The sequence below is a fragment of the Bradyrhizobium sp. genome, assembly GCF_035309285.1.
Lineage (GTDB): Bacteria > Pseudomonadota > Alphaproteobacteria > Rhizobiales > Xanthobacteraceae > Bradyrhizobium.
Genome location: NZ_DATGFH010000094.1, coordinates 1 through 22,461 on the forward strand (window position 1 = coordinate 1; position 22,461 = coordinate 22,461).

A 22,461-nucleotide genomic window follows, 5' to 3' on the forward strand; every position below is an offset into this window, starting at 1 on the left:
ACGCTGGCCGACACCAACGAGGAGGCGGCCAACAGCCAGGCGCTCTCGACCCGCCAGTCGATCGCCGTCTCCGCGCTGGCGCTGGCCAACCAGTCGCAGGCGAGCGTGCTGCAGCTCCTGCGCTAAGCCTGAGCTATCGACCACATCATCGGAGCGGCGGGGCAATCCCCGCCGCTTCCACCTGATGGCTATCCGAAATCAGTGACGCCGACGCGGACACCAGCCGTCTGATGCGGCCACACCGGGCGCCGCTCCCCCAGTGGATGACAACGACGATGCCGCTCCGGGTCGAGTTGAAACCATTCGAACGCATCATCATCGGTGAGAGCGTCATCATCAACTCGGGCACGCGTACCTCGTTCCTGGTGGACGGTGACGCGCCAGTCCTCCGCGAGAAAGACACCGTCACGGCGGAGACTGCCGATACCCCGGCGAAGCGGCTCTATCACTGCGTTCAGACGATGTATCTGAAGAACGATATTCCGCGCTATCGGGCGCCCTATCTTGGTTTGATCCGGGAGTTGCAGCAGGCCTGTCCGGGCTCTGCCGAGGCGATCGCCACCATCAATCGTCATGTTTCCGCCGGCGCGCTCTACAAGGCGCTGAAGGAGATCGGGAAGCTGATGAAGCGCGAAGAGGCGTGTCCGGCCGCCTGACCTGATGATCTCCGGGGCCCGCAGCAGGCGGCGCCCATCCGTCCCATGCAGAACCCCCCGGCGAGCGGCTTATCGCGGCGCGCCCAAGAGCTGTGCCCGTTCATCCGTATTAGCACGGAGATCGAAATTAACGGGAATGACAAACCGGCACAGTTATCGATTGAACAAGGGAGCCCATTGAACTCCTTGGGCGGGATACGCCTGCCCAGCGCGCCAGGAAAGGATACCGGCCCGGCCGGATCCCGTCCGGTCTGGCGTAGTCATGCGGCGCTGTTCGGACCGCAGCGCGATCGCTTGCTGAGTTCGCGAGAGACGACTTCCCTCGCCGCGTGATGCGGCCTGCGAGCTGAACAGGGTGAAGACAGAAATGAAGACATGTCTTGTGGTCGATGACTCCGGTGTGGTGCGCAAGGTCGCGCGGCGCATCGTCGAGGCGTTGGGCTTTCATGTCATCGAAGCCGAGGACGGCTCGAAGGCGCTGGAGGCCTGCAGGCAGGCGCTCCCCGAGGCGATCCTGCTGGACTGGAACATGCCTGTCATGGACGGCTACGAGTTCCTCGTCCAATTGCGCGGCATGCCGGGGGGCGATGCGCCCAGGGTGGTGTTCTGCACCACCGAGAATGGCATGGACCACATCGCCCGCGCCCTTGATGCCGGCGCCAACGAATACATCATGAAGCCGTTCGACAAGGACATTGTCGCCGCCAAGTTCCAGGAAGTCGGTCTGGTTGACCTGACGTTGCCTGAAACCACCTGACCCTTCAGCCTGCGTGCAAGAGGCCCTTGAGTGACCCCACCCGATTACGAGTACCTGCGTAAACTGCTGAAGGACCATTCCGGTCTCGATCTGTCCGCGGACAAGCAATATCTGATCGAAAGCCGCCTGCTGCCGATCGCGCGGAAAGCCGGCCTTTCCGGCATCAGCGATCTCGTGCAGAAGATGAAGAGCGGTGCGAGCCACTTCATCGCGGAGGTGGTCGAAGCCATGACCACCAACGAGACCTTCTTCTTCCGCGACAAGGTCCCGTTCGAGCATTTCCGCGATGCGATCGTGCCCGCGATCCTGCAGGCGCGGGCGACCCGCAAGAGCATCCGGATCTGGTGCGCGGCCGGTTCGACCGGGCAGGAGCCATATTCGCTGGCGATGTGCCTGAAGGAGATGGGCACGGCGCTTTCGGGCTGGCGCGTGGAGATCCTCGCGACCGACCTGTCGCAAGACGTGCTGGAGAAATCCAGGGCCGGAATCTACAGCCAGTTCGAGGTGCAGCGCGGTCTGCCGATCCAGTTGCTGGTGAAATACTTCAAGCAGATCGGCGAGCTCTGGCAGATCAATCCCGAGCTGCGCGCGATGGTGCAGCACCGGTCGTTCAACCTGCTGCACGACTTCTCGCAGCTCGGCAGCTTCGACGTGATCTTCTGCCGCAACGTGCTGATCTATTTCGATCAGGAGACCAAGGCCAATGTTTTCAGCCGCCTTGCGCGCATCGTCGAGCCGGATGGCTTCCTGGTGTTGGGCGCGGCCGAGACCGTGGTGGGCTTGACGGAAGCGTTCAAGCCGGTTGCCGACCGGCGCAGTCTTTATCGGTCGGGCCAAATGCGCGCGCCGCAGGCGAGGCCTGCAATCTCGCTCATGGCCGCGCCGAGGCTCGCAATGGCAGGGGGCTAGCGTGGCAGAAGACAACAAGGGCGTGGATCGCGTCACCTTCAGTCGCGGCTATGATGTCTGCATCATGGCCATCGACGGAACCTGGCGGCGCGATTGCCAGCTCAACGCGATCTCCGACAACGATGCGATCCTCACGGTCGAAGGCTCGATCCAGGGCCTCAATCTCAAGGAGTTCTTCCTGCTGCTGTCGTCGACCGGTCTGGCCTATCGCCGCTGCGAGCTCGTGCGCGTGAACGGAACCGAGATGGATGTCCAGTTCCTCAAAGGCAAGAACAAGAAGAAGCGGCCGGGCGCCAGCCAGGACTCCATGATGGGCGCCTAGCACGGAGCCGCCTACGCAAGCTCCCGATCGGCAAACGCGCGAGGCTAATTGAGGCTCTCCATGAACGCGCGTAGCCGCGGCGCCCATTTGTGCGCGTCGAGGCCAGACGCTGAGTGGCCCAAATCGCTATCGAGCAGAAAATAATCGGCATCGACGCCGGCGCTCTTCAGCCCTTTCATCACGCCGGGCGCAATGTCCGGCGGAAACAGCTGGTCGGTGCGTGACAACACGAACAGCACTTTTGCCTGGATATCTGAAAAACGCGGAGTCACGTCAAAGCCTCGCAGCGCGTTCGCCAGGATGATCAACGAATTGGCGTCGAAGCCTTTGGCCCACTGCGTGGCTTCCTTGCGGATCGCGGCCTCGATCTCCTTCGGATCGGTCATGCTTTGCTTCAATCTCGCCTCGATGCCGTAGGTTTTCAGTGTCGCCACGCGGATATCGATCATGGTGTCGAGGACGCCGCCGGCGTCGTAGTAATCGCCGCCGTTCCAGTTCGGGTTTTGCGATAGTGTTGCGCGAAAATTTGCGGCACGCGCCTCCGACCGCTCGCGCGACACGCTGGGCGCGGTCACGACCGGCGCGATCCCCCGCATCGCTGTCGGATAATCGATCGCCCATTGAAAAGCCTGGTATCCGCCATAGGACGGGCCGACCACGGCGACGAATTTGTCGACGCCGAAATCGTTGAGCAGCAATCGCTGCGTGGCGACGATGTCGCTGACGGTAATGTCAGGAAATCGCGGTCCGTACGGCCTGCCCGTGGCGGAATCGATGCTCGCCGCATTGGTCGATCCATAGGATGAGCCGAGCATGTTGGGGCAGATTGCGAAGTAGCGGTTGGTATCGACCGGCTTGCCGGGACCGACAAGTTGGCTCCAGGCGCCTTCGCCGGTCACCCCACCCGGGCTGATCATCTGGGGTCCACTGGTGTAGCCGTGCGTAACGAGTACCACGTTGTCGCGTGATGGTGCGAGCGTGCCCAGCGTGCGGTAGGCGACCGTCACGTCGCGCATGACGCGCCCGCTTTGCAATCGAAACTCGGGTATCACGAAGGTTTTTGGTTCGAACTTTTGCAACGAGGTCATCAGCCGTTTCCCATCTTTTCGCCAAATGCTCCGTGGCGTCCGGCGCCGGAGGCAAAGCGCGTCGCCCCTGACAGCGTCTCGCCGGAAGCGATCACCTCCAGCCCACCGCGCATCGCCGCGGCGATCGCCTCTTCCTCCGACAAATCCCACTGCCGCAGCGCGGACACGCGGTCGGCGCGCAGGCAAACTTGCGGAAAGCGCGCGATGTCCTTGGCCAGCGCGATCGCGTGGGCGCGAGCCTCGCCTCCGGGAACCAGCCGATTGGCGAGCCCCATCCGCAACGCCTCGGGCCCGCCGACGGGACGTCCGGTCAGGATCAGGTCGATCGCCTGAGAATGCCCGATCAAGCGCGGCAGGCGGATGGTGCCGAGGTCGATCAGGGGCACGCCGAAGCGGCGACAGAAGATGCCGAAGGTCGCATCTTCAGCGACCACGCGCATGTCGGCCCATAGCGCGAGCTCCATGCCGCCCGCGACCGCAAAGCCCTCGACCGCCGCGATCACGGGTTTTGACAGGCGCAAGCGGCTCGGACCCATCGGCGCGATGGTGTTGTGGCCGCCGACCTCGCGCTTCTTCTCCCGATCGCCTTTGGCGACAGCCTTCAAGTCGGCGCCGGCGCAAAAATATCCGCCGGCGCCGGTGAAGACCGCAACGGAAGCATCCGCGTCGGCGTCGAAGGCGAGGAACGCGTCGTAGAGTTTTCGTGCCGTGGCGCCGTCGACGGCGTTGCGGCAATGCGGACGGTTGATGGAGACGATGGTAACAGGCCCATCGCGTTCAACCAGTACGGCATCGGGTTCGGACATTTGCGCCTCCCTTTTTCTTGTAGTCATTCCGGGGCACGCGAAGCGTGAACCCGGAATCTCGAGATTCCGGGTTCGGTCCTGGCGGACCACCCCGGAATGACGAGCTAGATTTTCAGCTCCCGTCCCGTCACCCTGCGATAGGCTTCGAGATAGCGTTGGCTCGTCGCATCCACGACGCTTGCCGGCAGCGGCGGCGCGGGGGCGTCGCCGTTCCAGCGCCCGGCGCGGCGCTCGGCGTCGAGATAATCGCGCAACGGCTGCTTGTCGAAGCTTGGCTGCGGCTTACCCGGCTTATAGGCATCGACAGCCCAGAAGCGCGATGAGTCCGGCGTCATCACCTCGTCGATGAGGATGATGCGTCCGTCCTTGTCGCGGCCGAATTCGAACTTGGTGTCGGCGATGATGATGCCGTGCTCGCGCGTGAGCGTCTCGCCGCGCGTATAGACCGCGCGGGTCATGCGCTCGAGCGTGGCGGCCACTTCAACGCCGACCACCTCGCGCATGCGGGCAATCGTGATGTTCTCGTCATGGCCGCTCTCGGCTTTGGTCGCCGGGCTGAAGATCGCGGGCTCGAGCCTGGCGCTTTCGACAAGTCCCGTCGCGAGCTTCTCGCCCGCCAGCGTGCCGCTTGCGGCATATTCCTTCCAGGCTGAGCCCGAGATGTAGCCGCGGATCACGCATTCGATCGCGAATACGGTGGTGCGCTTGCACAGCATCGCGCGGCCGAGAATGTCGGCGCGATGGTCCTTCAGCGCCGGTACTTCGCTGATGATCTCGTCGGCATTGGCTGAGATCATGTGATGCGGCACAACATCCTTGAGCTCGTTGAACCAGTACGCGCTGATCTGCGTCAGCACCGCGCCCTTCATTGGGATCGTCTCCGCCATCACCACATCGAACGCGCTGACGCGGTCAGTGGTGAGCAGGAGCACACGATCCTCGCCGACCGCATAGATGTCGCGCACCTTGCCGCGTCCGATCTTCGGCAAGGGGAGTTCACTGGCACGCATCGCAGTCATCGGCAGAACTTTCAGGTCATAGGCCGCACGCGTCAAGCGCGGGCCGCGGGGGGAGGGGAGAGGGAGAGTCGGAAATAGCCCAGGTTTTTTGTCGGCGCATGATCTTTTCGCAAAACCGCTGCACACTTTGCGCTAACGCGGCCCTCCGGGTCCGGATCATGCGCTACTCCGGCAGCGGAATGAACTCGTGTTCCTGCGGAACGGGGGCGAAACGGCCGGTTTTCCAATCCTGTTTCGCCTGCTCGATGCGCTCCTTGCTCGAGGAGACGAAATTCCACCAGATATGGCGCGGGCCTTCCAGCGCGTCGCCACCCAGGAACATCATCTGCGTCGGCTTGACCGTCTTCACGGTGATGCGGTCGCCGGGCCGGAAGATCAGGAGCTTTGGGCCTTCGTACCGTTCGCTTGCGATCTCCACTTCGCCGTCGACCAGATAGATCCCGCGCTCCTCGTGGTCGGGGTCGAGCGGGATGCTCGCTTCCGCCGCGGCGGTGACCTCGGTGTAAAACCAGGGCGAGATCATTTCGACCGGCGAGGTGATGCCGAATGCCCGTCCTGCGATCACGCGCGCCGTGAAGTCGTGCTCGGAAATCATCGGGAGATCGCCTGCGGCGTAGTGCTGGAACGACGGCGCAATCTCCTCTTTCCCGGCGGGCAATGCGATCCAGCTTTGCAGGCCGAGCATGTGCTGTCCTGTCTTTCGCTGCAGATCCGGTGTGCGCTCGGAATGGGCGATGCCGCGGCCCGCGGTCATCAGGTTCATCGCGCCGGGCGTGATCTCCTGGACGTTGCCCTCGCTGTCGCGGTGCATGATGCTGCCGTCGAACAGATAGGTGACTGTGGCAAGGCCAATATGCGGATGCGGCCGCACATCCATGCCCTTGCCGGAGACGAACTGCACCGGGCCGAAATGATCGAAGAAGATGAAGGGGCCGACCATCTGCCGCTGGCCATGTGGCAGCGCGCGACGCACGGCAAAGCCGTCGCCGAGGTCGCGGGTGCGCGGCACGATGATGAGTTCAAGCGCGTCGCATGTCCTGGGATCGCCGAGGATTGGATCTTCGGAAGGTTGCCAGCTCATTTGCGCCTCCGTAGTTTTGGCGGGACCTTAGCAGCAATTATATGGTCCGTCGTCACGGCGACGAACAGGATAACGAAAGCATGATTCCTCCGCTCAAACCCGGCGCCACGCTGCCGCAACCGAACTGGCCGGGGATCGAGACCGAGCGCCTGATCCTGCGGCAATGGCGCGCCTCCGATATCGCCGAGAACACGGCCATGCTTGGCGACCCGCTCAGCGCGCGCTTCATCACGGCTGACCGCAAGCCTGTCACCGAGCCGATGACCGGCTGGCGCAATGCCGCGATCATGGCGGGACACTGGGTGCTGCATGGCTTTGGCATGTTCGTGGTGGAGGAGAAGGGCTCCGGCAAGTTCGTCGGCCGTGTCGGTCCCTTCTATCCGCCGGTCTGGCCCGGCTTCGAGGTCGGCTGGGGCATCGCCAATGCGTTTCGCGGCAAGGGCTATGCCGTCGAGGCGGCGCGGGCCGCGATCAACTGGTCGTTCGCGACCTTTGATCTCGATGAGATCGTTCACTGCATCGATGCCGAGAACAGTGCGTCGCAAGCGGTGGCGCGGCGGCTCGGCGCCACCAAGGACGGCGAGACCATTCTGCTCGGCCACGCCTGCGATCTCTGGATCACGCACCGCGGCAAATGGCACGGCTAGCTCAGCCAATTTGAACCGGCCGGCGATCTCCATTAGAATCATCGTTACATTCGCGATCGAGCCGATCTGATGCCGCTTGCCACCATCGACCTTGCGTTGCGCGCCGCGACCGTCGCCATGCTGTTGGTGCTCGCCACCTCGCTGTTCCGCGATTTCAGGAATGTCGTCACCGGCCGGCTTGCGATCGCCTTTGCGCTCGGCTCTGCCGCCCATGCCGCGACCTCGGCGATCGGGACACCGTCGCCACTCACGGCCTGGCATGGACCGCTGATCGCGCTGTCGACCGGCAATGTCGTGGTGTTCTGGCTGTTTTGCCGCGCGCTGTGCGATGATGCCTTCGCCTTGCGCTGGTGGCATGGGCTGATCTGGCTCGCGGTCGCCGCTTTCAGCTTTGTCAATTGCCTGTGGATCGCTCGGAGCGGTAGTGCGCGCCTCGCGATCACGACCGTCAATATGATCGCGCTCGGGTTCATTATTCTCGCCGTCATTCAGACAGTGGCATCGTGGTCCGCGGACCTCGTGGAGGGCCGCCGAACTCTGCGCATTTTCATCGTCGCCGCGGCCGCGCTCTATGGCGGCCTCAACGCAATTCTGCAGATGCTGGCGCTCCCCAGCGACGCCGCCGGGATCGCCAACCTTGCCAATATCGCCGTGCTCGCGGCCATCGTCGCCGCGATCATTTGCGCGATGATGCAGGTCACGGCCGGCGATCTGTTTCCGCCGCCGCGTGAAGCGCCTGCGCCGGCGAAGGTCGTCGATGCGACCGCCGCCGCCGATCAGAGGCTGATCGATGCGTTGACGCGCCTGATGGCGGATGAGCGCATCTATCGCCATGACCACATCACGATCGGCACACTGGCGACGCGGCTGTCGGTTCCCGAATACAGGTTGCGGCGGCTGATCAACCAGCGGCTCGGCTATCGCAACTTCAATGTCTTCCTCAACGAGCGCCGCATCGAGGAGGCCAAGGCCGCGCTCGCCGATCCGGCGCAGGCCGAGGTGCCCGTGATCACCATCGCCATGGATGCCGGCTTCCAGTCGCTTGGGCCGTTCAACCGCGCCTTCAAGGCGACGACCGGCGTTACCCCAAGCGAATACCGCAAGCTCAAGGCCACTGCAGCCTGATCCATAAATAGTTGTAATAACGATATAATTTCGGAATCGGCGAGCCCGTTCCAGGTTGCGGCGAGGCTGATTTCCGAATCCGGCGAGCGCGTCCCCTCGGGCCGTGGCTTGTGACCGGCAACACTTCAGCCGGAGACCGCCATGACCCGACGACGAATGATCCTTGCCCTTGCCGCCACCACCGCGCTCGGCGCGCTGGCGGCCGCCGCTGTCCGCGCCCACGACGTGCCCAAGGTTGCGACCGGCTTTGTTGCCAACGTGCTGTGCTCGGAGACCTTCGTTTCCGGCCTCGATCCCGAAAAGAATTTCGTCGAGACCATGGCGGCGATGCCGGGCGTTGGGCTGATTACGTGGGCGATGGACTATCGCATCGATCGCGCACGCAAGGACGTCAGGGTGAGCCTGCTCGGGCTCGGCCGGAGCCATGCGGTTTATCGCGGTGCGCTCGGTTGCTATCTCGACCATGGCGATGCGGTGGCCGACAGTGCGCTGCCGCCAGTCAATGACCGACCGCAGGTGCCGCTGTTGCCCGAGATCGCTGGTCCCTCGGTCGTTGCGCCGCAGAGCGCGGCGCTTGCGGCTGCGCTCGACCGCGCCTTCGCCGAGCCAAAGGCGCCGCCGCTCAAGCGCGCCCGCGCCATCGTCGTAGTGAAGGACGGTCGCATCATCGCGGAGCGCTATGCCGACGGTATCGGCATCGATACGCCGCTGCTCGGCTTCTCCGCGACCAAGTCGGTGATGTCCGCGCTCACCGGCATCCTGGTGCGCCAGGGCAAGTTGAAGCTCGACCAGCCCGCGCCGGTCGCGGCGTGGCGGAGCCCCGACGATCCCCGCCGCGCGATCACCGTCGATGAACTCCTGCGCCACACCGCGGGCCTTGCGCTTGGCAGTTCGCTGCAGGCGTCGCTGGGAGCGGCCTTCGAGCAGGTCAACCGGATGAAGTTCATGGAAACTGACATGGCGGCTTTCGCGGAGGCCGCCCCGCTCGAAACAACGCCCGGCAGCACCTGGAACTACAACGATGGCAATTATCTCATCCTCGCGAAGCTCATTCTCGACGCCACCGGCGGCAAGCCGGCCGATTTTCTGCGCTTTGCGAGGACCGAATTGTTCGGCCCGCTCGGCATGCGCCATGTGACGATCGAATTCGACGGCGCCGGCACGCCGGAAGGGTCGAGCCAGATGCTCGCCTCCGCGCGCGACTGGGCCCGCTTCGGCATGCTCTATCTCGACGACGGCATCGTCGGGGGAAAACGCATCCTTCCCGAGGGCTGGGCGAGCTATGCGGCTTCGCCGACGCCGAATGCCTTTGTCGGTTACGGCGCAGGCTTCTGGACCAACCTCGGTGACAGCATGGGCGCCCGTTACCGCATTGAGCACGGCTGGCCGCGCGATGCGTTTTTCGCCAAGGGATCGATCGGCCAATATGTGATCGTGATTCCGTCGCAGCGTCTCGTCGTCGTCCGCCTTGGCCGCACCGTGAACTGGCCGCTTGGCGCCGATGGCGTATCGCAGCTTGTCAGCGATGTGGTGGCGGCGACGACGGGCAGCGCGAGGCTGGCAGGCAGTAACGAGTAGCAACGATCCTACTGCCTCCCGAGTTGCGTCGCCTTCTCGACGCGATCGAAGCGCTCCAGCGAGAGGATCGCGTCGGCAAACTGGTCGGCGCGGCCCTTCAGCACCGGCCGCGCCAGCGTCAGGAATTTCTGCTGCATCGCCGCTGCGTCCGGGAACGAATTGGGCTCGCCGGACGGATCGGCATTGAGCCGCTCATGCACGCCGTCGTCGGTGGTGATCGAGACGCGCGCGCCGAAGGGATGGCTGCGGCCGATCTCGAGCCGGTCGTCCTGCACGACATCGAACTTGTCGGCAAGCGCATCGATCCCCTTATCGCCGATCCGCTCGTAGTCGTCCCAGCCAAAACCGCCCTGGTCGAGCGCGACCGCGCCGGTGAAGAACATGGAAAACTGTCCGCCCACGATCGAGGTCGGATGCCGCTTGGTGGGCGCGTCGCCGGTGAGCGTAATGCCGTTCCGATGCAGGCCGATCTCGACGCGCTTGATCTGGTCCGGCGTCAGATTGTGCTCGCGCCGCATCGCAATGATGGCGTCGAGCGCGGCGTGGGTGTAGCGGCAGCTTGGATAGGGTTTCACGCCAATCTTCATGGTCTCGTAGGTCGATCCCAGGCCCGCGACTGCCTTGTCGGGATGCGGATTGTCACTGTAGCCGATGAGCAGACCGTGCTTGCCCTCGACCGCTTCGGTCGAGCCGACGAAGTTGTTGCGCGCGAGCGTGGCGGCGATCACGCCGTTCATGGCGGCAGCGCCGACCTGGTAGCGCTTGTTCCAGGCGCCGTTGACCAGAAACTGCAGCGAACCCGCGGCCTGGCTGCCGGAGACGCCGAACGCCGCCACGATCCTCTCCTGCGGCAGGCCGAACAGCTTTGCGGCGGCGGCCGCGGCGCCATAGGTGCCCGCGGTCGCGGTGGGGTGGAAACCGCGTGCATAGTGCGAGGTCGGGTCGAGCGCATTGCCGAGCCGGCAGCACACTTCATAGCCCGCAACGATCGCGGTCAGCACATCGCGCCCGGACGAGCCCATCATCTCGCCGACCGCAAACGCGGCCGGCACCACCGGCGCGCTCGCATGCAACGAGGAGTCCGCATGCGTATCGTCGAAATCAAGGGAATGCCCGAGCGCGCCGTTCAAGAGCGCCGCGACCGCCGGCGTCCAGGTCTTGTCGTCCCCGAACACGGTGGCCTCGCCCTTGCCGTCGAGCGCCAGCGCTTCGAGCATCTTGAGCAGCGAGGGCGTCGATTCCGCGTCACGCCGGGCCCGGATCGCGCTGCCGAGGAAATCGAGCGTCAGCACCTTGGCGCGCTCCAGCACCTCCGGCGGAATGTCCTCGAATTTCAATTCGGCGACATAGCCTGCGAGCGTTTCGGTTTCATGCGCCATGGCGTTGCCTCATGTTTTTCTGTCATTGCGAGGAGCCAACGGGTCCGCGCAAGCGCGGCCCGATGATAAACTCCGCGACGAAGCAATTCAGACCATTTTTCGCTGTCAAAATTTGGATTGCTTCGCTTCGCTCGCAATGACGGGGAAATTCCTCAGATCGCGTTGAGACATTTCGTAGAACTCGCATAACACCTCGTCAACGCCCGTTGCGGCGCATCTGACCCTTGCTTTTACGCATCGCGGGCTTGCAGCCGGCCTGCCAGCAGGTGGAAGCGCAAGACCAACAAGCTGGCATAGACGAGGGTGCCGAGCGACAGGCCGACCCAGACGCCGGACGCGGCGAGCGTCGTGTGAAAGGCGAGCGCATAGGCCGAGCAGAAGCCGATTCCCCAATAGCTGACGGCGGCGAACAACAGCGGCACGCGGGTGTCGTTCATGCCGCGCAGCGCGCCGGCGGCAATCGTCTGCAGGGCGTCGGTGACGAAATAGGTGCCGCCGATCACGAGCAGCCAGGCGGCGAGCGCGATGGCAGTATCGGCATCGGCAAGCCCCTCGCCGAGGAACAGTTTTGCGATGGCAAAGCGGAGCGCGATCACGGCGATCGTCAGCACGACGGCGATGACAATGCCGAGCCCCATTGCAATCTGGCCGGCGCGCTTCACGCCGCCGACGTCGCCAGAGCCGACAGCATGGCCCACCCGCACGGTCGCCGCCATGCTGATGCCGTAGGGGATCATGAACAGGATGGCGGTGACGTTCAGCGCAATCTGATGCGCGGCCAGCGCCGTGGTCGAGATCATCCCCATCAGCAGCGCCGCGGACGAGAACAGGCCATATTCCAGCAGGAATGCGATCGAGATCGGCGCGCCAATCACGAATAGCCGTCGCATCAGGCCCCAGTCGATGCGCCAGAGCCGCGCCAGGATATGGTAGCTGGCGAACGGCTTCACCCGCGTGGCGAAGCAGAGGCCGGCGAGGAAGGTGCAAGCGTTGACGGTCGACGTGGCAAGGCCGGCGCCGAACAGGCCGAGCTTTGGCAGGCCGAACTCGCCGTAGAGCAACAGATAGACCAGGAGCGCGTTGAGCGGAATCGCGGCCAGCGTGATCCAGAGGATCGCCTCCGGCCGCTTCACCGCGCCCATGAAGCCGCGGATGGCGATGAACCACAATGCGGGCGCGACGCCCCAGACCAGGCCGAACAGATAGTGTTGCGCGAGCTGCGCGGGCTCCTCCGCCTGGCCGAGCGCGCGCAGGATCGCTTCGCCGCGCAGCGGGAAGACCATGATCGGCAGCGCGATCAAGAGCCCCGCCCACAGGCCCGAACGCAGCGAACGGCGCACCATGCGCACATCGCCCGCGCCGAAGGCCTGGGCTGCGAGCGGCGACACCGCCGACATCAACCCGAGGCCCACGGTGAAGGCGACGAAATAGATGGTGCCAGCGAGCGCTGCGGCCCCAACCGACGCCTCGCCGAGCCGGCCGATGAAGGCAAGGTCGGTCGTCATCATCGCGATCTGCCCGAGCTGCGTCGCTGCCATCGGGGCGGCGAGCCGCAGTGTCTCGGAGAGCTCCGCCGAAAAATGACTCGGCGCGGCGGAAAGCGCGGCAGCGGTGCGCTCGATCTTGTCTGAGAGGGTCATGGTACCACAATAGCACTGCGCATGGCGGAAGGATGGAGAGTTGGAACGAATTTGATGCCGTCATTGCGAGGAGCCAACGGGTCCGCGCGAACGCGCGGCCCGATGACAGGCTCCGCGACGAAGCAATCCATGCTGTGTCCGCAACGGCGATGTGGATTGCTTCGCTTCGCTCGCAACGACGAGGGCACAATCCCGCGTTCCCGCGACATGAAATGTCCGGGCTATGCTAGATGCCACCCTCAAAAATCGAAGGGCGCAGGGAATGCCGGGCGCCGTTGCACCCGCGGTCTCGTGTGCAGCAACAATCAAGAGAACGCACACGAGTTAATCACAGGTACAACCGAACACGTCCGGCATTCCCCGCGCGATGTTTGACGACTTATACCGTGCTCTCCTCGGCGTACCGGGCTTTGTAGTCACCGTCGCCCGCAATCAGATTGCGCGCTTGACACCGGCATCGGGGTGTCGGGACCACACGGCTTCGTCGAACGCATCACGCGCTTCGTCCTTGCGCGCGACCTGCGTCCACCGCATCCCCGCCCCACGTTTCGTGACGATTGGCCGTAACGTCCCTCGTGTCGAGGCGGGATGCCGCGGAGAATGGGATCATTTCCGTTTTTCCGCAATAGCAGGATGCTGCGACAAAGTAACACGACGGGCAATTTGTGCATGGCGGCCATGTGCAAATTGCGTCGTGCAGATGGTTTAGCGTGCACACCGCGGAATGAATCGGCGCCTCTCACGACGCTCTTCAGATCGATGTACCGATGAGATTGGTGAAGTCTGCCGCAAGCTTGCCTGGACGAGGAGACCACACATGACAGACAATGAGTTCGAGGCCGCGATCAGCCGCAGCGGCTTGCAACTAAGGCCCGAGACAATGGCCGAGCTGCGCCGCGCGAGTGCCAATATTGAGTCGCTCATCGCCCGCGTGACGCGCGACAAGCCGGTGGAGGCGGAACCGGCCGTCGTGTTCTATCCGGAGCAGCGCACATGACGCCGCAGCTCACCATCGCCGAGGCGTCGCGGCTGTTTGCGGCGCGCAAGCTGTCGCCGGTAGAGCTGATGCAGGACTGCTTCCGCCGGATCCGAGCGACGGACGATCGGCTGAACAGTTTTCTGCTGCTGACGGAAGAACGGGCGATGGCTGATGCAAGCGCGTCCGAGCAGCGCTGGAGCAGCGGCCAGGCCAGGGGCAGGCTTGACGGCATCCCGATCGGCCACAAGGACATCTACAACACGGCCGGGATACGAACGACGGCGCATTCGCGCATTCTGGAGCACAACGTTCCGACCGAAGATGCGCTGAGCGTGCGCAAACTCGCGGACGCCGGCACGGTGCTGATCGGCAAGCTCGCCACGCACGAATTCGCGATGGGCGGGCCGTCCTTCGACCTGCCATGGCCGCCGGCGCGCAATCCCTGGAATCCGGATCACTTCACCGCAGGAAGCAGCAGCGGGACAGGCGCCGCGGTCGCCGCAGGCTTCGTGCTGGGTGGTACGGGATCCGACACCGGCGGCTCAATCCGCCTGCCTGCAGCGCTCTGTGGCATCACCGGGATCAAGCCGACCTATGGCCTGGTCAGTCGGCGCGGAGTCCTGCCGCTTTCCTTCACACTCGACCATGCCGGGCCGATGGCCTGGACGGCGGAGGACTGCGCGCTCCTGCTGCAGGCGATGGCGGGACATGATCCCGGCGATCCGGCGAGTGTGGATCGCCCGATCCCCGATTTCACGTCCGGGATCGGCGACGGCACCAAGGGCCTGCGGGTGGGCCTGATCCGCCACTTTCACGAGACCGACAATGTGGCCAGCGCCGCCACACGCGCGGGCATCGAGAATAGCCTGGCCGTGCTGCGCGAACTCGGCGCAACGGTCACGGACGTGACGCTGTCGCCGCTCGTCGAGTATCACGCATGTGGCATCCTGATCCTGATTACCGAGGCCTATGCGATCCACAAGCCGTGGCTGACGACACGATTCTACGATTACGGCGAACTGGTCCGCGATCGCTTCGCGCTCGGCGCGCTGGTGAGCGGGGAGCATTATGTCCAGGCGCTGCGGCGGCGGCGCGAGCTGTGCCTGGAGATGACGGCGGCGATGGCGGATGTCGATGTGCTCGTGACCGCGGCGCAACCGGCAGAGGCGCCGCAGATCCGGGCCGTGCCGAAATGGGCCACGCTGGAAAAGCCGGGCTTCACCATTCCATTCAACGTGACCGGTTACCCGGCTATGTCCGTTTGCACCGGATTTGGTGAAGGCGGGTTGCCGGTCGCGATGCAGATCGTAGCCAGGCCGTTCTGCGAACCTCTTCTGCTGCGGACCGCCCATGCCCTCGAGCGTGCGACGCCATGGCGCGACAAGCGTCCTGATGTTTCCTAGCAGTGAGTGGGCTGACAGTGGATCTGCGCTTCCGAGCGATTACCGCTCCCGCGCCGGCACGCGCGTAATCCTGGCGCCGAGCGCGTTCAGCCGCTCCTCGATGCGCTCGTAGCCGCGCTCGATCTGGTCGGCATTGTTGATCGTGCTCGTGCCCTCGGCGCAGACGGCGGCGAGCAGCATCGCCATGCCGGCGCGGATGTCGGGAGAGATCATCGAGGCGCCGTGCAGGCGGCTCGGGCCGGCAACGATCGCGCGATGCGGGTCGCACAGCACGATCCGCGCGCCCATCGAGATCAGCTTGTCGACGAAGAACATCCTGGACTCGAACATCTTCTCGAACATCAGGATGACGCCCTCGCACTGGCTCGCGGTGACGATCGCAATCGACATCAGATCGGCCGGGAAGGCGGGCCAAGGCTGGTCCTCGAGCTTCGGCACGTGGCCGCCGAAATCGTCCTTGATTTTCAGCGTCTGCTCCGAGGGCACGATCAGGTCGTCGCCTGCGACCTCGCAGACGATGCCGAGCCGCTCAAAGCCCATCCGGATCGAGCGCAGATGCTCGACGCCGGCGCGCACGATGCGCATCGGCGAGCGCGTCACGGCGGCGAGCCCGATCAGCGAGCCGACCTCGATGTGATCGGGCTGGATCGAGTAGCTGGCCTCGCCGAGCCGCGCGGCGCCGTGCACCACCAGCGTGTTGGTGCCGATGCCCTCGATATTGGCGCCCAGCGCGACCAGGAAATGCGCGAGATCCTGCACATGCGGCTCGGAGGCGGCGTTGCGCAGGTAGGTGGTGCCCTTGGCGGCGACCGCCGCGACCAGCGCGTTCTCGGTCGCGGTGACGGAGGGCTCGTCGAGGAACACGTCGGCGCCACGCAGCTCCCTGGCACGGAACACCAGCTTGTTGGTCGAGGTGACGGTGGCGCCGAGCTGCTCGAAGGCGAGGAAATGAGTGTCGAGCCGGCGCCGGCCGATCACGTCACCGCCGGGCGGCGGCAGCGCCACCTCGCCGCAGCGGGCGAGCAGGGGGCCGGCGAGCAGGATCGAGGCGCGAATGCGCGCGCACAGATCCGGGTCGAGATCGGCGGCGCGGATGTCCTTGGCGTGGATCGCGAGGCGATTGCGCCCGCGCCATTCGGCCGACGCGCCGACGGAGCGGATCAGCTCCACCAGCGTCTCGGTGTCGCGGATGCGCGGCACGTTGTCGAGCGTGACCGGGTGCTCGGTGAGCAGCGCGGCCGCGATGATCGGCAGCGCCGCGTTCTTGTTGCCGGAGGGCTCGATGGCGCCGCTGAGCCGGTGACCGCCCTCTACGATATATTGGATGGGCGGCATGTGATCTCTCGGCCCCCTATACGTCGACGTTGGCCGACAGCGAGTTATCCTGGATGAATTCGCGGCGCGGCTCGACCACGTCGCCCATCAGCTTGGTGAAGATGTCGTCGGCCTCGTCGACCTCCTTGACCTTCACCTGCAACAGCGAGCGCGCTTCGGTGTCGAGCGTGGTTTCCCAGAGCTGCTCGGCGTTCATTTCACCGAGACCTTTGTAGCGCTGCAGACTGAGCCCCTTGCGGCCGGCCTCGGTGACCGCCTCGAACAGATCCACCGGCCCGTGGATCGGCGTCTCCGTATCCTTGCGGCGCAGGAGGCCGTTTCGCGCATAGGCTTCCTGCAGCCGCGGCGCGTAATCGTCGAGCTTGCGGGCATCGGCGGAACCGAGCAGGGCGTGATCGAGGATCGCGGCATCCTTGACGCCGCGCACGGTGCGCTCGAACAGGAACCCCTCGCCCTCGGTGAACCGTCCGGTCCAGCCGCGTTCGACCTCGTCGGCGAGCGCATCGAGGCGCTTGGCGATGTAGTCGGCGGCCGCTGCCGCCTTGTTGGGATCGCCAAAAATCTCCTGCCGCAATACGCCTGCAATCGCGGCCTGCTCGACCACAGTGCGGTTGTAACGGCTGTGCAGGTTGCGCAGGACCGCGCGGATCATACGGGCGTCCTCGACCAGCGACAGCAGGTCGCGGCCGGCGCGGTCGTCGCCGGAGGCCGGCTTGAACACGCATTCGTCGATCCCGGTCGTAATCAGGTAATCTTCCAGCGCGCGCTCATCCTTCAGATACTGCTCGGACTTGCCGCGGCTGACCTTATAGAGCGGCGGCTGCGCGATATAGAGATAGCCCTGGTCGATGATCTCGCGCATCTGCCGGTAGAAGAAGGTGAGCAGCAGCGTGCGGATATGGGCGCCGTCGACGTCGGCGTCGGTCATCAGGATGATCTTGTGATAGCGCAGCTTGTCGATCGCGAAGTCGTCGCTGATGCCGGCGCCGAGTGCGGTGATCAGCGTGCCGATCTGCTCGCTTGACAACATCTTGTCGGCGCGCACGCGCTCGACATTGAGGATCTTGCCGCGCAAGGGGAGGATGGCCTGGAACTCGCGGTTGCGGCCCTGCTTGGCGCTGCCGCCGGCCGAATCGCCCTCGACGATGAAGATTTCGGACTTGGCGGGATCCTTCTCCTGGCAGTCGGCGAGCTTGCCGGGCAGCGAAGAGACGCTCAAGGGGCTCTTGCGCGTCAGCTCGCGCGCCTTTCGGGCGGCTTCGCGCGCCGCCGCCGCCTGGATCACCTTGCCGACGATCACCTTTGCTTCGGACGGATGCTCCTCGAACCAGGCGGCCAGCGCTTCGTTGATCACGTTCTCGACCACCGGACGGACTTCGGAGGAGACCAGCTTGTCCTTGGTCTGCGATGAAAATTTTGGATCGGGCACCTTGACCGACAGCACCGCGGTGAGGCCTTCGCGGCAATCATCGCCGGTGAGCTGAATCTTTTCCTTTTTCGCGTTGACGTCGGCATAGCCGTTGACCTGGCGCGTCAGCGCGCCGCGAAAACCAGCGAGATGCGTGCCGCCGTCGCGCTGCGGGATGTTGTTGGTGAAGCACAGCACGTTCTCGTGGTAGCTGTCGTTCCACCACAGCGCCGCCTCGACGCCGATGCCGTTGCTCTCGGAACGCACCATGATCGGAGAGGGCACGATCGCCTTCTTGTTGCGATCGAGATATTTGACGAACTCCTCGACGCCGCCGTGATAGTGCATCTCCTCGCGCTTCTCGACCGCGTGGCGCATGTCCGAGAGCACGATGTTGACGCCGGAATTGAGGAAGGCGAGCTCGCGCAGGCGATGCTCCAGCGTCGCAAAATCATAGTCGATGTTCTTGAAGGTCTCGAGCGAGGCAAAGAACGTCACCTCGGTGCCGCGCTTGCCCGGCGCCGCGCCGACCACTTTCAAGGGCGCAACGGAATCGCCATTGGCGAACTCGATGTAATGCTCCTTGTCGTCGCGCCAGATCCGAAGCTGCAGCTTGCTCGAGAGCGCGTTCACCACAGACACGCCGACGCCGTGCAGGCCGCCGGACACCTTGTAGGAGTTCTGGTCGAATTTGCCGCCGGCATGGAGCTGGGTCATGATGACCTCGGCCGCCGAGACGCCTTCGCCCTTGTGGATGTCGACGGGAATGCCGCGGCCGTCGTCGCGCACCGTCACCGAACTGTCGGCGTTGAGGGTCACTTCGACGCGCGTCGCGTATCCGGCCAAGGCCTCGTCGATCGCGTTGTCGACGACCTCATAGACCATGTGGTGCAGGCCGCTGCCGTCATCGGTGTCGCCGATGTACATGCCGGGGCGCTTGCGGACCGCGTCGAGGCCCTTCAGCACCCGGATCGATTCCGCACCGTATTCGCTCGCGACAGGGGGCTCGTTGTCGGCAATGGTTTGCCGGGCTGGTTCAGTCATGTGAGGCCTTTGAGGGTGTCCCGATCGAGCCACGCGCGACGAGGGCTGATCAGAGCTATTTGTGCCACGAAAAAAGGGTTCCGCCTAGCGCAAAGTCGTGACCCGTAAGATACTGATGAGATAGGGTTTTTTAACGTTTCTTCAAGGCTCGAAAAAGCCGATTCGCAAGCCTTGGAAAACCGTGTTCCGGCGGCTGGTTTCGAACCTCTCTGACGGCTCGTTTTTGAGCCCACAAGCCGCCCGGCCCGGCGCCGTATGGCAGCGGCGACAGAAGGCCCGAGGGCATGGTTTTCCGGAAACCGGGGCCCATCCTGCCATCGAGGTGCGGGGCAGCGCTCTTGCGGATCATGCGCGCCGCGTGACGCGCCCGTTCTCGACGTCAAAGACGTCGCCGGAGGCGCGGAGCTCGGCGAAGCCTGCGGGATCGGCGCCGGTGAGCCAGACCTGCGCGCCGAGCTTTGCAAGCTCGTTGAACAGCGCAGTGCGCCGGCCCGGATCGAGATGGGCGACCACCTCGTCAAGCAGGAGCAGCGGGATGATGCCGGTGGTCTCGGCCACCAGCGTCGCATGCGCCAGCACCAGCCCGATCAGGAGCGCCTTCTGCTCGCCGGTGGACGCGTCCTTTGCCGGCATGGCCTTCGGCGCATAGACGACGTCAAGGTCGGTGAGATGCGGCCCGTCGAGCGTGCGGCCGGCGGCGGCGTCGCGCACGCGGCTCTCGCGCAGGATCTTGCGGTAGCGCTCCTCGACCGCAAGCGCGGGCTCGGAGAGCAGGGCGTTCTCCATCCAGCCGTCGAGCGCGATTTGCGCGGACGGAAATGCGGAGGCTTCGCCGCGGGCGCGCAGCATCGCGGCGAGCTTCACCGCGGTCTGGCCGCGGGTTGCGGCAACCGCGACCGCGAGCTCCGCGGTCTCGCGCTCGATCGCGTCGCACCAGTGGTCGTCGAAATTGCGGACCTCGAGCAAGCGATTGCGCGAACGCAGCGACCGCTCCAGCGCCGAGACGCGGCTTGAATGTTCGCTGTCAATGGCGAGCACGAGCCGGTCAAAGAAGCGCCGCCGCTCGCTGGCCGCGCCCATGAACAGGCCGTCCATCGAGGGCGTCAGCCACACCATGCGCAGATGATCGCCAAAGGCTGACGCCGAACCCACCGTCTCACGATCGACGCGGCAGCGCCGGCCCGTGGACGCCTCGCCCCGCGGCGCCTCGATGCCGGTGCCGAGGGTCGCCAACCCCAGCGCACCCGCGACCTCGGCCGATACCGCCCACGCGCCGTCGCCCTGGTTGTCGGCGACATCCTCCAGCGTCGCGCGGCGCAAGCCCCGGCCCGGCGACAGGAACGAGATCGCCTCGAGGCAATTTGTCTTCCCGGCGCCGTTCGGGCCGACGAGGGCCACCATGTCGCGGCGGGCCTCAAGGCTCGCGCCGCGATAGTTGCGGAAATGCGTCAACGTCAGGCGATGAATGCGGGATGGGGTCATGCTGGTTGGCGCGGAGCGCTTGAGTTGTCATCGCCGCGCTTCTGCCCCTCTCCCCTTGTGGGAGAGGGTGGCGCCTCGCGGAGCGAGGCGACGGGTAAGGGGTATCTCACCGCTCGGCGAGCTTTGCAAGGATGTCCTCCAATACAGCCGCGGACTGCTGCAACACGTCATTGTTCCAGTAGCGCACGATTTGAAAGCCCTCAGCCGCCAGAGCCGCCTCTCTCGTTGCATCACGCTTCGAAGAGGCGTGTTGATTACCGTCGATTTCAATGACCAGGCGCTGGTCGAAACAAATGAAATCAAGAATGTAGTTTTGGAACGGGAATTGGCGACGAAATTTGAAATTCGCGAGCCGCCGATCACGGAGCAATGTCCACATCCGCGCTTCAGCATCCGTCGGCTCGCGACGCATCGCTTTTGCGAAGTCGCGGATGCGCTTCGAAGTCGACCGATGCTTGGGTACCTGCGGCACGAACCCCTCACCCGGCTTCGCTTCGCGAAGCCACCCTCTCCCACAAGGGGAGAGGGTACATCACACCCGCATCGGCATCAGCACATACAGCGCGCTCTTGTTGTCCTTGTCCTGCACCAGGGTCGGGGAGCCGGGGTCGGCGAGCTTGAGCACGGCGACCTCGCCTTCGATCTGGGCGGCGATGTCGAGCAGGTAGCGCGAGTTGAAGCCGATATCGAGCGGGTCGGCGGCGTACTCGACCTCGAGCTCCTCGGTGGCGCTGCCGGAATCCGGATTGGTCACGCTGAGCACGAGCTTGCCGGCGGACAGCGCGAGCTTGACGGCGCGGCCGCGTTCGCTCGAAATCGTGGAGACACGGTCAACAGCGGCGGCGAAATCGGCCTTGTCGACGATCAGCTCCTTGTCGTTGTTCTGCGGGATGACGCGGCCGTAATCGGGGAAGGTGCCGTCGATCAGTTTGGAGGTCAGCACCACGTTGCCGAGCGTGAAGCGGATCTTGCCCGGCGACAGCTCGATGGCGACTTCCGCCTCATTGTCCTCGATCAGGCGCTGCACCTCGCCCACGGTCTTGCGCGGCACGATCACGCCCGGCATGCCGGTCGCGCCCTTCGGCTGCACCAGGTCGACCTGGGCCAGGCGATGGCCGTCGGTGGCAACCCCGCGCAAGGTCGCGGCCTTGGCGCTGCCGGCCGAATGCAGATAGATGCCGTTGAGGTAGTAGCGCGTCTCTTCGGTCGAGATCGCAAATTGTGTGCGGTCGATCAGCCGCTTCACGTCGGCGGCCGGCAGGGTGAAGGAATGCGACATGTCGCCGGCGGCGAGATCCGGAAAATCGCTCTCGGGCAGCGTCTGCAGGGTGAAGCGCGAGCGGCCGGCGCGGATCGCCATCACGGCGCGGTCGCCGTCGCTTTCGAGAACGATCTGGGAGCCGTCGGGCAGCTTGCGCACGATGTCGTAGAACATGTGCGCGGGCACGGTGGTCGACCCGCCACTCGCAATCTCGGCGGCGAGGGTTTCGGTCACCTCGAGGTCGAGATCGGTCGCCTTCAGCGACAATTGCGCGTTCTCGGCGCGCAACAGGACATTGCCCAGGATCGGGATGGTGTTGCGGCGCTCGACCACGCGGTGGACGTGGCCCAGCGACTTCAGGAGTTGCGCGCGTTCGACGGTGACCTTCATTGCTATATCCGCCCGATCCAACAGAGCATGTCGTGGGAATGCCGGGCGGGTGGGCCGCGGCTGATGGCACCCTTAAGCCCTCTTGAGGGGCTTTCGGGGGGCGTAAAGTGGCGCGGATGGGACGCTAATTCAAGGGAGCGGCGGATCGATTC

The 22,461-nt window shown here is 64.7% G+C and carries 20 protein-coding genes and 1 pseudogene; 10 read left to right on the forward strand and 11 right to left on the reverse strand.

The genetic code is table 11. The features are described 5' to 3' along the window. The 5 genes and pseudogenes from VKR55_RS18645 to VKR55_RS18665 form a co-directional block, all read left to right on the forward strand. Positions 1-126 (forward strand): annotated as a pseudogene (locus VKR55_RS18645) (flagellin); the annotation flags it as partial. A 149-nt stretch (positions 127-275) separates the two neighbouring features. Beyond that, on the forward strand, positions 276-656 hold the full coding sequence (gene flbT, locus VKR55_RS18650; RefSeq protein WP_324405519.1) for a flagellar biosynthesis repressor FlbT: 381 nt from the start codon (positions 276-278) through the stop codon (positions 654-656). A gap of 367 nt (positions 657-1,023) precedes the next feature. Then, positions 1,024-1,413, forward strand: coding sequence for a response regulator (locus VKR55_RS18655; protein WP_324405521.1), 390 nt, complete (start codon positions 1,024-1,026; stop codon positions 1,411-1,413). Between the two features lie 30 nt (positions 1,414-1,443). Next, positions 1,444-2,322, forward strand: coding sequence for a CheR family methyltransferase (locus VKR55_RS18660; RefSeq protein WP_324405523.1), 879 nt, complete (start codon positions 1,444-1,446; stop codon positions 2,320-2,322). Position 2,323: 1 nt separating this feature from the next. Further along, positions 2,324-2,644: a PilZ domain-containing protein gene (locus VKR55_RS18665; protein WP_324405524.1), complete on the forward strand. Its 321-nt coding sequence runs from the start codon at positions 2,324-2,326 to the stop codon at positions 2,642-2,644. Between the two features lie 44 nt (positions 2,645-2,688). Here the strand turns inward: VKR55_RS18665 and VKR55_RS18670 are convergent, their stop codons facing one another. The 4 genes from VKR55_RS18670 to VKR55_RS18685 form a co-directional block, all read right to left on the reverse strand. After that, positions 2,689-3,732: an alpha/beta fold hydrolase gene (locus VKR55_RS18670; RefSeq protein WP_324405525.1), complete on the reverse strand. Its 1,044-nt coding sequence runs from the start codon at positions 3,730-3,732 to the stop codon at positions 2,689-2,691. Beyond that, the gene (locus VKR55_RS18675) at positions 3,732-4,538 is read right to left on the reverse strand and encodes a crotonase/enoyl-CoA hydratase family protein (protein ID WP_324405527.1); all 807 of its coding nucleotides are present in this window, start codon (positions 4,536-4,538) and stop codon (positions 3,732-3,734) included. The genes VKR55_RS18670 and VKR55_RS18675 overlap by 1 nt, the downstream gene beginning before the upstream one ends. A gap of 104 nt (positions 4,539-4,642) precedes the next feature. After that, the gene (locus tag VKR55_RS18680; RefSeq protein ID WP_324405529.1) at positions 4,643-5,557 is read right to left on the reverse strand and encodes a phosphoribosylaminoimidazolesuccinocarboxamide synthase; all 915 of its coding nucleotides are present in this window, start codon (positions 5,555-5,557) and stop codon (positions 4,643-4,645) included. Positions 5,558-5,720: 163 nt separating this feature from the next. Beyond that, a complete protein-coding gene (locus VKR55_RS18685) occupies positions 5,721-6,638 on the reverse strand; it encodes a pirin family protein (RefSeq protein ID WP_324405531.1) in 918 nt (305 codons plus the stop codon). Positions 6,639-6,718: 80 nt separating this feature from the next. On the opposite strand from VKR55_RS18685, the gene VKR55_RS18690 reads away from it, so the two are divergent. The 3 genes from VKR55_RS18690 to VKR55_RS18700 all read left to right on the forward strand — a co-directional run bounded on the left by VKR55_RS18690 (position 6,719) and on the right by VKR55_RS18700 (position 9,988). Then, the gene (locus VKR55_RS18690; RefSeq protein ID WP_324405533.1) at positions 6,719-7,285 is read left to right on the forward strand and encodes a GNAT family N-acetyltransferase; all 567 of its coding nucleotides are present in this window, start codon (positions 6,719-6,721) and stop codon (positions 7,283-7,285) included. A 69-nt stretch (positions 7,286-7,354) separates the two neighbouring features. Further along, positions 7,355-8,410 (forward strand): helix-turn-helix domain-containing protein, encoded by a 1,056-nt coding sequence (locus tag VKR55_RS18695; RefSeq protein ID WP_324405535.1) that lies wholly within the window; start codon positions 7,355-7,357, stop codon positions 8,408-8,410. A 141-nt stretch (positions 8,411-8,551) separates the two neighbouring features. Continuing rightward, the gene (locus VKR55_RS18700; RefSeq protein WP_324405537.1) at positions 8,552-9,988 is read left to right on the forward strand and encodes a serine hydrolase domain-containing protein; all 1,437 of its coding nucleotides are present in this window, start codon (positions 8,552-8,554) and stop codon (positions 9,986-9,988) included. 8 nt (positions 9,989-9,996) lie between these two features. On the opposite strand, the gene VKR55_RS18705 is transcribed toward VKR55_RS18700, so the two are convergent. Together VKR55_RS18705 and VKR55_RS18710 are read right to left on the reverse strand one after the other, a co-directional pair. Beyond that, on the reverse strand, positions 9,997-11,367 hold the full coding sequence (locus tag VKR55_RS18705) for an MmgE/PrpD family protein (protein ID WP_324405539.1): 1,371 nt from the start codon (positions 11,365-11,367) through the stop codon (positions 9,997-9,999). 230 nt (positions 11,368-11,597) lie between these two features. Beyond that, the gene (locus VKR55_RS18710; protein ID WP_324405540.1) at positions 11,598-13,007 is read right to left on the reverse strand and encodes an MATE family efflux transporter; all 1,410 of its coding nucleotides are present in this window, start codon (positions 13,005-13,007) and stop codon (positions 11,598-11,600) included. Between the two features lie 817 nt (positions 13,008-13,824). On the opposite strand from VKR55_RS18710, the gene VKR55_RS18715 reads away from it, so the two are divergent. Together VKR55_RS18715 and VKR55_RS18720 are read left to right on the forward strand one after the other, a co-directional pair. Beyond that, entirely contained in the window at positions 13,825-14,004 is a 180-nt protein-coding gene (locus VKR55_RS18715) for a hypothetical protein (RefSeq protein ID WP_324405542.1), read from the forward strand. Beyond that, positions 14,001-15,389, forward strand: coding sequence for an amidase (locus VKR55_RS18720; protein ID WP_324405543.1), 1,389 nt, complete (start codon positions 14,001-14,003; stop codon positions 15,387-15,389). The genes VKR55_RS18715 and VKR55_RS18720 overlap by 4 nt, the downstream gene beginning before the upstream one ends. 39 nt (positions 15,390-15,428) lie before the next feature. On the opposite strand, the gene murA is transcribed toward VKR55_RS18720, so the two are convergent. From murA to dnaN, 5 genes are all read right to left on the reverse strand, one after another. Continuing rightward, positions 15,429-16,724 carry a UDP-N-acetylglucosamine 1-carboxyvinyltransferase gene (gene murA / locus VKR55_RS18725; protein ID WP_324405544.1) on the reverse strand — a complete coding sequence of 432 codons (1,296 nt, stop codon included), beginning with the start codon at positions 16,722-16,724 and terminating at the stop codon, positions 15,429-15,431. A 16-nt stretch (positions 16,725-16,740) separates the two neighbouring features. Next, complete coding sequence (gyrB, locus tag VKR55_RS18730) at positions 16,741-19,176, reverse strand: DNA topoisomerase (ATP-hydrolyzing) subunit B (RefSeq protein WP_324405545.1); 2,436 nt, start codon at positions 19,174-19,176, stop codon at positions 16,741-16,743. 345 nt (positions 19,177-19,521) lie between these two features. Next, complete coding sequence (recF, locus tag VKR55_RS18735; RefSeq protein ID WP_324405547.1) at positions 19,522-20,658, reverse strand: DNA replication/repair protein RecF; 1,137 nt, start codon at positions 20,656-20,658, stop codon at positions 19,522-19,524. Positions 20,659-20,764: 106 nt separating this feature from the next. Then, positions 20,765-21,130: an endonuclease domain-containing protein gene (locus tag VKR55_RS18740; protein WP_324405549.1), complete on the reverse strand. Its 366-nt coding sequence runs from the start codon at positions 21,128-21,130 to the stop codon at positions 20,765-20,767. Positions 21,131-21,190: 60 nt separating this feature from the next. Next, a complete protein-coding gene (gene dnaN / locus VKR55_RS18745) occupies positions 21,191-22,309 on the reverse strand; it encodes a DNA polymerase III subunit beta (RefSeq protein ID WP_324405550.1) in 1,119 nt (372 codons plus the stop codon). Between the last annotated feature and the right edge of the window lie 152 nt (positions 22,310-22,461).